11 protein-coding genes are annotated in these 13479 nt (G+C 34.2%); 6 read left to right on the forward strand and 5 right to left on the reverse strand.

What is annotated here, in order from left to right:
• Positions 1-7: 7 nt before the first annotated feature.
• From ACFS5J_RS03710 to ACFS5J_RS03725, 4 genes are all read right to left on the reverse strand, one after another.
• Positions 8-1363 (reverse strand): UDP-N-acetylmuramate--L-alanine ligase, encoded by a 1356-nt coding sequence (locus ACFS5J_RS03710; RefSeq protein WP_379810658.1) that lies wholly within the window; start codon positions 1361-1363, stop codon positions 8-10.
• 40 nt (positions 1364-1403) lie between these two features.
• Entirely contained in the window at positions 1404-2090 is a 687-nt protein-coding gene (locus tag ACFS5J_RS03715) for a tetratricopeptide repeat protein (RefSeq protein ID WP_379810660.1), read from the reverse strand.
• 72 nt (positions 2091-2162) lie between these two features.
• Positions 2163-3164, reverse strand: a complete 1002-nt coding sequence (gene obgE, locus ACFS5J_RS03720; RefSeq protein WP_379810661.1) for a GTPase ObgE — start codon at positions 3162-3164, stop codon at positions 2163-2165.
• Between the two features lie 179 nt (positions 3165-3343).
• Complete coding sequence (locus ACFS5J_RS03725; protein WP_379810662.1) at positions 3344-4456, reverse strand: adenylate kinase; 1113 nt, start codon at positions 4454-4456, stop codon at positions 3344-3346.
• 96 nt (positions 4457-4552) lie between these two features.
• Between ACFS5J_RS03725 and ACFS5J_RS03730 the strand changes: the two genes are divergently transcribed.
• From ACFS5J_RS03730 to ACFS5J_RS03745, 4 genes are all read left to right on the forward strand, one after another.
• Positions 4553-5098: a hypothetical protein gene (locus ACFS5J_RS03730; protein WP_379810663.1), complete on the forward strand. Its 546-nt coding sequence runs from the start codon at positions 4553-4555 to the stop codon at positions 5096-5098.
• Positions 5099-5198: 100 nt separating this feature from the next.
• Entirely contained in the window at positions 5199-6356 is a 1158-nt protein-coding gene (locus ACFS5J_RS03735; protein WP_379810664.1) for a 5-(carboxyamino)imidazole ribonucleotide synthase, read from the forward strand.
• A 26-nt stretch (positions 6357-6382) separates the two neighbouring features.
• Positions 6383-6868 carry a 5-(carboxyamino)imidazole ribonucleotide mutase gene (gene purE, locus ACFS5J_RS03740; protein WP_379810665.1) on the forward strand — a complete coding sequence of 162 codons (486 nt, stop codon included), beginning with the start codon at positions 6383-6385 and terminating at the stop codon, positions 6866-6868.
• 144 nt (positions 6869-7012) lie between these two features.
• Positions 7013-9037, forward strand: a complete 2025-nt coding sequence (locus ACFS5J_RS03745) for a M3 family metallopeptidase (protein WP_379810666.1) — start codon at positions 7013-7015, stop codon at positions 9035-9037.
• 42 nt (positions 9038-9079) lie between these two features.
• On the opposite strand, the gene ACFS5J_RS03750 is transcribed toward ACFS5J_RS03745, so the two are convergent.
• Positions 9080-9898 carry a hypothetical protein gene (locus ACFS5J_RS03750; protein WP_379810667.1) on the reverse strand — a complete coding sequence of 273 codons (819 nt, stop codon included), beginning with the start codon at positions 9896-9898 and terminating at the stop codon, positions 9080-9082.
• A gap of 150 nt (positions 9899-10048) precedes the next feature.
• On the opposite strand from ACFS5J_RS03750, the gene gcvP reads away from it, so the two are divergent.
• Positions 10049-12892 carry an aminomethyl-transferring glycine dehydrogenase gene (gcvP, locus tag ACFS5J_RS03755; RefSeq protein ID WP_379810668.1) on the forward strand — a complete coding sequence of 948 codons (2844 nt, stop codon included), beginning with the start codon at positions 10049-10051 and terminating at the stop codon, positions 12890-12892.
• 80 nt (positions 12893-12972) lie between these two features.
• Complete coding sequence (locus tag ACFS5J_RS03760) at positions 12973-13347, forward strand: group III truncated hemoglobin (RefSeq protein WP_379810669.1); 375 nt, start codon at positions 12973-12975, stop codon at positions 13345-13347.
• Positions 13348-13479: the final 132 nt, after the last annotated feature.

The following is a 13479-nucleotide window of genomic DNA, read 5'->3' on the forward strand; positions in this document are numbered from 1 at the left end:
TATAAAATTAGTTGATTAACTCTTTTACAGATGAAAATTCTAACCCACCATAATTCCCCGAGCTCATTAATAGTAAAGCGGAATTATCTAAGTTTTGACTGAATAGAAAATCTTTAAATTCTGTAGGATTGGTATAAATAATTAAATCGTCTCGCTTAAAGGAGTTGGCTATTTGGTCATAAGTAACTTCTTCCAATTGTTTAATTTTAACCGCATCTGGAGAATAAAACACAACTGCAACATCAGCAGCATCTAAAGCTCCTTGGTACTCTTTTAAAAACTCAGCATTTAAACTGCTATAAGTATGCAATTCTAAACAAGCTACTAATTTACGATTAGGATATTGATTTTTAACTGCTCTGGTTGTTGCTGCTACTTTACTAGGTGAGTGCGCAAAGTCTTTATAGGCTACTTTACCTTTGCCTTCCGCTATTTTTTCCAGACGCTTACTTGCCCCTTTGAATGTAGCAATAGCTTCGTAAAACTCTTCTTCATCAACACCCATACATTGACAAATCCATTTTGCTCCAGCTAAATTATTTAAATTATGTGCTCCAAAAACTTCTATTGGCATAGGTCCGTCAGAAGTTTCTAAATAGGTCACTCCATCAATTACATTATATTCTGGAGTTTGATACGGTATACGACGAATTTGATTTTCTGATTCTTCTGCAACTTGTTTTACTGTAGAATCTTCTTCATTATAAACTAAAATTCCTCCTTTGGTAATTTGATTGGTAAAAATTTTAAATTGCTCTACATAATTTTCAAAAGTTGGAAACACATTGATATGATCCCAAGCAATTCCAGAAAGCAATGCTATGTTAGGTTGATACAAATGAAATTTTGGTCGCAAATCCATAGGTGAAGACAAGTACTCATCTCCTTCAAGCACAATAAAATCATTTTTATCTGTTAAATGCACCATGGTATCAAAACCTTCCAATTGCGCTCCCACCATATAATCCACTTCAATATTGTGATAATGCATTACATGTAAAATCATTGAAGTTATCGTAGTTTTCCCATGCGACCCTCCAATTACCACTCGCGTTTTATTTACAGACTGCTCATACAAAAACTCTGGATACGAATAGATTTTCAATCCAAGTTCTTTTGCCCGAATTAATTCCGGATTATCCGCTTTAGCGTGCATTCCTAAAATAACCGCATCAATATCATTTGTTATTTTATCGACGAACCAACCAAGTTCTTTTGGCAATAACCCTTTCTTTTCCAAACGTGATTTTGAAGGTTCGAAAATCGCATCATCACTTCCTGTAACCTGATATCCTTTTTCATGTAATGCTAATGCTAGATTATGCATGGCAGCACCGCCAATTGCAATAAAATGTGTTCTCATAAATGTAACGTTTGAAGGGTGCGGGTTATTAACCTACAAATTATATTTTATTAAATTCTTTTTTTAGTTCTTCTGCTTTTGATTTGTCTCCCATTTTGTTCAATAACAAATCGTAAAGTTTTTGAAAAGTAGTTTTGGAATTCCCAATTTTATGGGCATTCATAAAGTTTACTAAAGCATTATTATAACGCTCAAAGTATACATCTATATATCCTTTAGCCAAATAACCATCTACTTTAGAGATAGCCATTAATTCATTTGCAAACCGTTGTGATTTTTTTTCACTACCTCCAATGATGGCTGGTATTTCAACATAAAAAATCACTAAAGCCCATCTTGATTCAATATGTTTTTTATCCAATTCTGTAGCCTTTAAAAAAGAAGCTTCTACATCATCTATCATTCGAAGTGCTGCAAACTTATTTACCGACTTGGCTTTCATTCCTAATGCACCTCCGTACTTGTAATGATAATTGGCCTTATTTGGGAATTTATCTTTTAAAATTTCAAAATATTTAATTCCAGTATCCCAATCTTGTAACCCACAAGAGATGTCTCCCAAATATTCAATCACTTGATAATAATAATTGGTTGACTTTAATTCCTTTTCAAATACTTTTTTTGCTTCCTCGTAATTATTCTCCAAAAAATAACGCTCTCCCTTTTCAAAATTGCTTTGAGAAAAGAGCAATACAGGAAACAGCATAAAAAAGAGAGTTCTTATCATTTTAAGTGAAAATAAAATCAAAAATAAGAAAATCGCATTTATAAAAAAAGGGATTCTTTTGAATCCCCTATTTTAAACATTTAGCATTTGCCAAAGTTTATCTTTCAACTCTGTAAGTCCTTGATTGGCAACAGACGAAATAAACATATATGGTACTCCTTTTAATTCTTTGTCTAAAAGCGATTTCATTTCTGTTTTTAATTCATCATCCAACATGTCTGATTTTGATATCACCAAAAGTCTATCTTTATCCAACATCTCAGGATTATAACGACGTAATTCATCTAATAGAATTTCATATTCTTTCTTAATATCATCTGCATCTGCAGGCACTAAAAAAAGTAATGTTGAATTACGCTCAATATGACGTAAGAAATAATGTCCTAATCCCTTTCCTTCTGCAGCTCCTTCTATAATTCCAGGAATATCGGCAATTACAAACGATTGAAAATCTCTGTACGCTACAATACCTAAATTTGGTTTTAAAGTTGTAAAAGGGTAATCGGCAATCTTTGGTTTTGCAGATGTTAAAACCGAAAGTAACGTTGATTTACCTGCATTAGGGAAACCTACTAAACCTACATCTGCCAATACTTTCAACTCTAGAATTATATCAACCTCTTCTGTAGGCATACCTGGTTGCGCATAACGTGGCGTTTGATTGGTTGAACTTCTGAAATGCCAGTTACCTAATCCGCCTTTACCTCCTTTGGCTAAAATTTTTGTTTCGCCATCTTCTGTAATTTCAAATAGCACATCTCCCGTCTCTTTATCCTTAATTACAGTTCCAAGTGGCACCTCAAGGTATTTATCTTCTCCATCATGACCTGTACTTCTAGAACTACCTCCATCACCTCCGTGACCGGCTTTTACGTGACGTACAAATTTTAAGTGGAATAACGTCCACAGATTCTTGTTTCCTCTCACATATACGTGACCCCCACGACCACCATCACCTCCGTCTGGCCCTCCTTTTTCAATAAACTTTTCTCTGTGCAAGTGTGTAGACCCTTTACCTCCTTTACCAGAAGCAACATATATTTTTACGTAATCTACAAAATTCCCTTCTGTCATAACTTAGTTAGAAGTTAAAAATTAAAAGATTATACAATCTTAAAACGTATTTATTAATCAAGCTGCAAAGGTATAATTTATAATTGAAATAAACGACACTTTACTCGACAGCTCATTTTGTATCAACAAAAAAAGAGCATTATTTAAAATGCTCTTTCCATGTCTCTATTATATTTATCTTATAAAGTATCGATAACTGAAGACAAACGCTCTGTAATTTCAGCAATAGAACCAATACCATTTACAGCATGAAATTTACTTTGAGCTGTATAATACTCAATTAGTGGAGCTGTTTTCTCGTTATATTCCTGGTAACGATTTCTGATTTTTTCAACATCTTGATCATCTGCTCTTCCAGAAGTTTTTCCTCTTTCTAACAAACGTTGTACTAAAACCTCATCATCTGCATCCAATGCAATTGTAGCCGTAACATTCCAATCTTTTGATTTCAAAAAAGCATCTAAAGCGTCTGCTTGAGGTATTGTTCTTGGGAAACCATCAAATAAAAATCCATTAGCCTCTGGGTTTTTCTCTACCTCATCTTGTAACATTTTAATAGTTACTTCATCTGGAACTAAATCGCCTTGATCGATATACGATTTTGCTAATTTCCCTAAATCAGTATCATTTTTCATGTTGAATCTGAAGATGTCTCCAGTTGACAAATGCACCAAATTATATTTTTCTTTTAAAAATTCTGCTTGTGTTCCTTTTCCAGCTCCTGGCTTTCCAAATAATACGATATTAATCATTTTTTTATGTGTATTTGCTAATTGATATACTTGTTTTAAATTTCTACCTAAACCATCATAATCCAAACCATATCCTACAATAAATTTATTAGGAATTCGAATGGCTACGTAATCCAACTTAATATCTTTGGTATAGGCTTCTGGCTTGAAAAACAAGGTGGCTATTTTAAAATGCTTAACCCCTTGTGCTTTGAATAGATTTTTCAATTCCTCTACTGTATTCCCTGTATCTACAATATCTTCAACAACAATAACACTTCTACCGGTTAAATCTTGGTTAAGTCCTATTAGTTGTTTTACTTTATTTGTAGATTCCATACCTTCATACGATGCCAATTTCACAAAACTCACCTCACAAGGTTTTGTGTAATTTTTCAATAAATCGGCAAAAAACATAAAGGATCCATTCAATACTCCTACGAAAACAGGAACCTCATCGCAAAAGTCATCTTCAATCTGCTTTGCAACATTTTGCACTGCAAAATCTAATTCCTTTTCTGATATATACGCTTCAAATTTTTTGTCGTGTAATTGAATCACAGTTAGGTAGTTTTAAAATGAACGACAAATTTACAAAGTAATCAGAAAACTAATAGTTTAAATTTTTCTTTTTTGCAAAATTGATATATTTACAGCATGAATTCAGAATTAACCCACAAGCTCGAAGTAGGAACAGCCAGTAAAAAAAGTAGAGTCGCTATCAGTAATTTTGTAATCCGAAAAGATAGTGTTCAAGAACTTTCAAGCATAGCCTTTGACACTTCAAACAAACTTCATGTAATGGCTTTTTGGTGTTTGGAATTAGTTTGTGAAAAAAAACTAAAGTTATTCACTCCTTATATTGATTTATTTTGTGAAACCCTCCGAAAGCTTACTAATGATTCTTCGATTCGACCAGCAACAAAAATTTGCTACTTTTTAACCAAAAGCAATCATAGAAAAAATGGCATTTCGTTAACCCAAGAACAAGAACATCAAATCATAGAAGCACTTATTGACCGTTTGATTCAAGAAGAAAAAGTTGCAGCAAAAGTGTATGCTATGAAAGCGTTATATGTTTTGGGTAAAAAATATGATTGGATTAATGACGAACTAAAACTCATTTTGACGCAAGACTATCCTAATCATTCCATAGCCTACCAATCTTGTTCAAAAAAAATTTTAAAAAAACTCTCCCAATAACAAATTGTTCGCTATCAATTGTTAATTATTATTGTACTGAGTATCTTTGCAGTTCGTAACAACAAAAAAATCTGAAGCATTCAGATAAAAAAAGAACACCATGAATTATTTTTCTTCTGATTTTAAATTAGGAATTTTAGGTGGCGGCCAATTAGGCAAAATGCTTTTAACCGACACGCGCAAATTTGATATTCAAACTCTAGTTTTAGACCCTAGTGGAGAAGCACCTTCTCGTTTTGGAAGTAATGCTTTTTACAAAGGAAGTTTAATGGATTTCGATACTGTTTATCAGTTTGGGAAAATGGTAAACTTGTTGACTATAGAAATTGAAAACGTAAACTTAGATGCTTTAGACAAACTTGAAGAAGAAGGTTTACCAGTGTATCCGTCTCCAAAAACCTTACGTTTAATTCAAAATAAAGGTCGTCAAAAAGATTTTTATGTTGCTAATGGTATTCCAACTTCTCCTCATCTACGTTTTGTAGGATTAAACGAATTACGCAATAGTTTAGAGAAAGACGAATTAGAATTTCCATTTGTATGGAAGTCGGCACAATTTGGATACGATGGTAATGGCGTTAAAATTTGCCGTTCTGCTTTGGACTTGGTTAAACTTCCAGATGTAGAATGTATTGCCGAAACTTTAGTTCCATTCAAAAACGAATTAGCTGTAATTGTTGCGCGATCTGCTTCAGGAGAAGTAAAAACATACCCTGTTGTTGAAATGGAATTTCATCCAGAAGCCAACCAAGTAGAATATGTGATTTGCCCTGCTCGTATAAGTGAGGCTGTTGCACAAAAAGCACAAGAAGTTGCTTTAAAAGTTTCTGAAGCATTTAATCATGTAGGCTTACTTGCTGTGGAAATGTTCCAAACGGAAGACGACCAAATTCTGGTTAATGAAGTAGCGCCACGTCCACACAATTCTGGGCATTATTCAATTGAAGCGAGTTATACTTCACAATTTGAAAATCACTTACGTGCGATATTAAGCTTACCATTAGGGAGCACTGAAAGCAAAGTGGCTGGAATTATGGTTAACTTAGTAGGCGAAGAAGGACATGAAGGTCAGGTTTTTTATGAAAACATCGACAAAATCATGGCTATTGATGGTGTAACGCCACACATTTATGGAAAACGCGAAACACGTCCTTTCCGTAAAATGGGTCACGTAACCATTGTGAATGAAGACATGAGTTTGGCACGAAAAATTGCAGAAGAAGTTAAAAACAGTATTAGAGTAATCAGCGTTCAGTAATTCTATTGAACCACAATATAAAAACTATGAGTAAAGTAGCAGTAGTAATGGGCAGTATTTCAGATATGCCTGTAATGCAAGAAGCAATTGATATACTAAAAGGATTTGATATTGAAGTAGAAGTTGATATTGTATCGGCACATCGTACCCCTGAAAAATTAGTAGATTTCAGTATGAATGCGCACAATAGAGGAATTTCTGTTATTATTGCTGGAGCTGGAGGTGCTGCACACTTACCAGGAATGGTTGCTTCGATGTCTCCACTACCTGTAATTGGAGTTCCAGTAAAATCGAGCAACTCAATTGATGGATGGGATTCAGTTTTATCCATCCTACAAATGCCAGGTGGTGTTCCTGTAGCAACTGTAGCACTAAACGGAGCAAAAAATGCGGGTATCTTAGCTGCACAAATGATAGGAAGTCATGATAAATGCGTTTTAGATAAAATTATCGCATATAAAGAAGGCCTAAAACAAACGGTTTTAAAGGCTGCTGAAAATTTAAAGAAATAAAAAAGTCCCGCTTAGAGCGGGACTTTTAAAATCTATTAACTTTTAAGCGACAACTTAAAAAATTCTTGTTTGGAGCAAAAAGGTCTTTTTCGTTAATCATTTCAGGCGCAAATCTATACACTTTGTCGAATAAAACAAATATTTATGAAACTTTTTTTAAAAAAATATAACACAAAATACAATTCTGCCCCTTTTAGTCAAATAAAACTATCCGATTATAGGGAAGGTTTTGAGCAATGTATCGAAAAAGCTAAACAAGAAATTGATAGCATTATAAACAATACGGAAGCCCCAACTTTTGAAAATACAATTGCAGCACTTGACTATTCTGGAGAGAACTTAGATCGTTTGTCCAGCATATTTTTTAATCTTAATTCAGCAGAAACTTCTGACGAAATGCAAAAAATTGCCCAAGAAGTTTCTCCTGAGCTAACTAAGTTTGGCAATGACATTACTTTAAACGAAGATTTGTTCAAACGTGTTAAAGCTGTTTACGATCAAAAAGATCAATTAAACTTAACTACTGAACAACAAACCTTATTGGATAAAAAATACAAAGGTTTTGTGCGAAATGGAGCTTTATTGAACGAAGAACAAAAAACAAAGCTTCGTGAAATTGACACCCAATTGGCTAAATTAAAATTAACCTTTGGAGAAAATGTGTTAGCTGAAACCAATAACTATCAGCTGCACATTACTAATGAAGCCGATTTAAAAGGATTACCAGAAGGAGCAAAAGAGGCTGCTAAACATTTAGCGGAAAGCAAAAAAATGGAAGGTTGGATTTTCACATTGGATTTTCCAAGTTATTTACCTTTTGTAACCTACATTGACAATCGTGAATTGCGAAAAGAAATGACAATTGCCGCTGGTAAAAAAGCATTTCAAAAAAACGAATACGATAATCAAGAGAATGTAAAAAACATTGTTCGTCTTCGTCATGAACGTGCTAATTTATTAGGTTACACTTCTCATGCACATTTTGTATTGGAAGAGCGTATGGCTCAAAGTCCTGAAAAAGTGATTACTTTTTTAAATGAGTTATTGGAAAAAGCAAAACCTGCTGCAGAAAAGGAATTTGCAGAATTAACCGCTTTCGCAAAAGAACTTGATAGCATTGAGACTTTAGAAAAATGGGATGGTGCTTATTATTCTGAAAAATTAAAACAAAAATTATTCAATTTGGATGATGAAAAATTAAAACCATATTTTCAATTGGAAAACGTGTTAAATGGTGTTTTCACGATTGCAGAAAAACTTTATGGTATTACATTCAAGGAAATTTTTGACATCGACAAATATCATGAAGATGTTAAAACCTTTGAGGTTTTAGATTTTGAAGGCAATTTAGTTGCTATATTTTATGCCGACTTTTTCCCGAGAAAAGGCAAACGTAACGGAGCATGGATGACATCGTTTAAACCTCAATTCATCAAGGAAGGAGCAAACGAAAGACCTCATATTTCAAACGTATGTAATTTCACACCTCCTACCCCAACGAAACCATCGCTTTTAACTTTTAACGAAGTTACCACTTTGTTCCACGAATTTGGACATGGTTTACACGGCATGCTTGCCAACACTACTTATCCAAGTTTATCAGGTACTTCTGTATATTGGGATTTTGTAGAATTGCCAAGTCAAATTATGGAAAACTGGTGCTATGAACCGGAAGCGCTTGCGCTGTTTGCAAAACATTACGAAACAGGAGAAATCATTCCGCAAGAATACGTTGAAAAAATTAAGGATAGTGCCAACTTTTTAGAAGGAATGGCAACATTACGTCAGTTAAGCTTTGGATTATTAGACATGGCATATCACGGTAAAGTTCAAACTATAGATAATGTAAAAACATTTGAAGAAAAAGCTTTTGAAAACACTAAATTATATCCAGAAGTTGCTGAAAACTGTATGAGTACAGCTTTTTCACATATCTTTCAAGGTGGTTACTCATCAGGCTATTACAGCTACAAATGGGCTGAAGTTTTAGATGCTGATGCTTTTGCTTATTTTCAAGAAAAAGGTATTTTCGACCCAGAAGTTGCCAGAAAATTTAAAGAATATGTATTATCAAAAGGAGGAACGGAACATCCTATGGAATTGTATAAAAAATTCCGAGGACATGAACCTACTCCAGATGCTTTGTTGAAACGAGCAGGATTGATTTAAAAATTAAGACCGAAGGAAATCCCTTCGGTTTTTTTTGATCTATTATTTAAAAACAATCAATAACAACAATAGCCAAAAAAAAGGAATTCCTTCCACCCAAAAGCTGGTGAAGTATTTAGAACGGTTTTGATTCGCGAAATAGGTAAACCCACCAACAACTAAAGCAACCAAACTGATAATATACAATTCGCGATTACTTACATTAGGTTTTAAAAAATCCATTAAAAAGAAAACAACTAATAAAAAATAGGTCAAAAGTTTAGTGGCAGGAATTCCAATTTTTTGTGGAATCGTTTGCAAATAATTGGCATCATGTTGTAAATCGATAATCTCAAAAACCAACATCAAAACAAAAACAAAAATAAAGCGTTGAATACTTTTCAAAACAACCACTATATCTAAACCATACTCTGCATTCAACACCGGTAACCAAACGGTTACTACAACCCAAGCAAGGGCCACTAAATAAATTTTAATACCTGCCCAATTTCTCAAATTCGGCTTATTAGGAAAGAAAGGCAAAGTGTACAAAATTGTAATCAACAAACCAATAATTCCCAACACTTTGGTTATAGTCTGCAATTGCAAGAAATAGTAAAACGCAGCAAAAAAGGAAAGTAAACTCAAAACTATAATAGCTTTAAAGCTAGTTGTCAATTTTACTTTTTTAACGCGAGCTAGTTCATCATATTTTATAAAATTATACCCGACAATGGTTCCATAAAAACCAAAGTAAGCAACAGCCTCATCATAAGGAAGTTCAAATTTTAAAAAAGTAATTCGGATTAACGCATAAACCGACAATGCAACATGTAAGCTACTATCGATGTAGAAATTAAGAATATTCTTTGCTATTTGCATGTCACAAAAATAGACATTGTCACAAAAACAATTCGTATAGTCTTAAAAATTAGCAAAAAATAAATACCCAACTCCATTTATTACAAGATTTATAACTAAATTTGCACCCTTAAAAACAACACAAAAATTTCAACTACATTTTATACGTAAATGAGAACAGATGCATTCGCTTTGAGACATTTAGGCCCACGTGAGAGTGATTTAACTCATATGTTCAAGACTATCGGTGTTGAGAACATGGACCAATTACTTTATGAAACGTTTCCTGACGGAATTCGTTTAAAAAATGATTTAACACTTGATCCGGCAATGACAGAATATGAGTACGCTGCTCATATTATGGAATTAGGCAAAAAGAACAAAGTTTTCAAATCATATATCGGTTTAGGGTACCACCCAACAATCGTACCTGCGGTTATCCAAAGAAATATTTTTGAAAACCCAGGATGGTATACAGCCTATACTCCTTACCAGGCAGAAATTGCTCAAGGACGTTTAGAAGCTATCCTTAACTTTCAAACTACTGTTATTGAACTAACAGGTATGGAAATTGCAAATGCATCTTTACTTGACGAAGGTACCGCTGCTGCAGAAGCAATGGCTTTATTGTTCGACGTAAGAACTCGTGACCAAAAGAAAAACAACGTAAACAAATTCTTCGTTTCTGAAGAAATTTTACCACAAACTCTATCGGTATTACAAACGCGTTCTACTCCAGTTGGAATTGAATTAGTTGTTGGAAACCATGAAACTTTCGATTTCTCTAATGAATTCTTTGGAGCTATTCTTCAATATCCTGGTAAATACGGACAAGTAAACGATTACACTGCGTTTATCGCTAAAGCAGCAGAAAACGACATTAAAGTAGCTGTTGCTGCTGATATTTTATCGTTAGCTACGTTAACGTCTCCAGGAGAAATGGGAGCTGCTGTTGTTGTAGGAACTACACAACGTTTTGGTGTACCAATGGGTTACGGAGGTCCTCACGCAGCATACTTTGCAACTAAAGAAGAATACAAACGTTCAATGCCAGGTCGTATCATCGGTGTTTCTATCGATGCTAACGGAAACCGTGCATTGCGTATGGCTTTAGGTACTCGTGAGCAACACATCAAACGTGAAAAAGCAACTTCAAACATCTGTACTGCTCAAGTATTATTGGCAGTTATGGCTGGTATGTATGCTGTTTACCACGGACCAAAAGGATTACAATACATCGCAAACAAAGTTCACGCTTCGGCTGTAACTACTGCTGATGCTTTAAATAAATTAGGTGTTTTCCAAACGAACACTGCATTTTTTGACACAATTTTAGTAAAAGCTGACGCTCAAAAAGTAAAAGCTGTTGCTGAAAGAAATGAAGTTAACTTTTTCTATGTAGATACAGAGACAATCTCTATCTCATTCAACGAAACAACTTCTATCAACGATATCAACCAAATCATTGCGATTTTTGCTGAAGCTACAGGTAAAGATGCTTTCACAGTTACTGAATTATCAACAGCTTCTCAATTACCTGCTGCTTTAGAAAGAACATCTTCTTTCTTAACGCACGAAGTATTTAATACTTACCGTTCTGAAAGCCAATTGATGCGTTATATCAAAAAATTAGAACGTAAAGATTTATCATTGAATCACTCTATGATTTCTTTGGGTTCTTGTACAATGAAATTGAACGCAGCTTCAGAAATGTTACCATTGTCAATGCCAAACTGGAACAGCATTCACCCTTTTGCACCAGTTGAACAAGCAGAAGGTTACATTACTATGCTTAAAAAGTTAGAAAACCAATTAAGCATCATCACAGGATTTGCTGGCACCACTTTGCAACCAAACTCTGGTGCTCAAGGAGAGTATGCTGGTTTGATGGCCATTCGTGCTTACCATATGTCTCGTAACGAAGGACACCGTAACGTATGTTTAATTCCATCATCAGCTCACGGAACTAACCCTGCTTCTGCAGCAATGGCGGGAATGAAGATTGTAGTTACTAAAACAACTCCAGAAGGAAATATTGACGTAGAAGATTTAAGAGCAAAAGCTATTGAGCATAAAGATGACTTATCTTGCTTAATGGTAACTTACCCTTCTACTCATGGTGTTTACGAATCATCAATCATCGAAATCACACAATTAATCCACGATAATGGAGGATTAGTCTATATGGATGGTGCTAATATGAATGCACAAGTAGGTTTAACAAACCCTGCTACAATTGGCGCTGACGTTTGCCACTTAAACTTACACAAAACGTTTGCTATACCACATGGTGGTGGCGGACCTGGTGTTGGACCAATTTGTGTAAACGAAAAATTACTTCCATTCTTACCTACTAATCCTGTATTAAGCGTAGGCGGAGAACAAGCTATAACAGCTATTTCTTCTGCTCCTTATGGTTCAGCTTTAGTATGTTTGATTTCTTACGGATACATCACAATGTTAGGTGCAGAAGGCTTAAGAAAAGCTACAGAATATGCTATCCTAAACGCCAACTATATGAAAGCACGTTTCGAAGAACACTATCCGATTCTATATACTGGAGAATGTGGAAGAGCTGCTCACGAAATGATTTTAGATTGTCGTGCATTTAAAGAAAAAGGAATCGAAGTTGGAGATATTGCTAAGCGTTTAATGGATTACGGTTTCCACGCACCAACAGTTTCTTTCCCAGTTGCTGGGACTTTAATGATTGAACCTACAGAATCTGAAGATTTAGCAGAATTAGACCGTTTCTGTGATGCAATGATTTCAATCAGAAAAGAAATCGAGGCAGCATCAAAAGAGGATGCTAACAACGTATTAAAAAATGCACCTCATACATTAGCAATGCTTACTGCTGACACTTGGGACTTACCATACACTCGTGAAACTGCAGCTTATCCATTGGATTATATCGCTGATAATAAATTCTGGCCTTCAGTACGTCGTGTTGACGATGCTTACGGAGACAGAAACCTTGTTTGCTCTTGTGCTCCAATTGAAGCATACATGTAATCTTAAAATCAATTTTAATTGATTACAACATAAATAAAAGGCTTCAAAATTATTTTGAAGCCTTTTTTAATTCCAACAACATGAATGACATACAAACAAGAGAAGACATTATATTGATAATGCGTGAATTTTACGACAAACTTCTCGCCGATGAAACAATTAATTTTTATTTCACAAAACTCACATCGATAGAAAATCACTTAGACGAACATTTCGAAATATTAGCTACTTTTTGGGAACAATCTCTATTTTTAAAAGGCGGTTATTATAACAATATGTTCAACATACATAAAAATCTGCACAATAAAAAAGCTTTTTCAAAAGCACATTTTGAAACATGGTTGTCACATTTGAACACTACTATAGATGAAAATTTCAAAGGAAACAATGCTGAACAGATGAAAACACAAGCTTTAAGCATGGCTACCGTTATGCAAATTAAGTTTTCGCAATAAAAAACCTAAATAATTCATTTTCAATAATAAAAATCAATATTTTTAAACTTTTAGCATTTTTTTTCAAATATACCTCCCCTTTTACCCATCTTATTGTTGATAATACTTAACTTCGTAATGAAACCTACTAAT

Origin of the sequence: Flavobacterium chuncheonense (assembly GCF_042686145.1) — a bacterium.
Classification (GTDB): Bacteria; Bacteroidota; Bacteroidia; order Flavobacteriales; family Flavobacteriaceae; genus Flavobacterium; species Flavobacterium chuncheonense.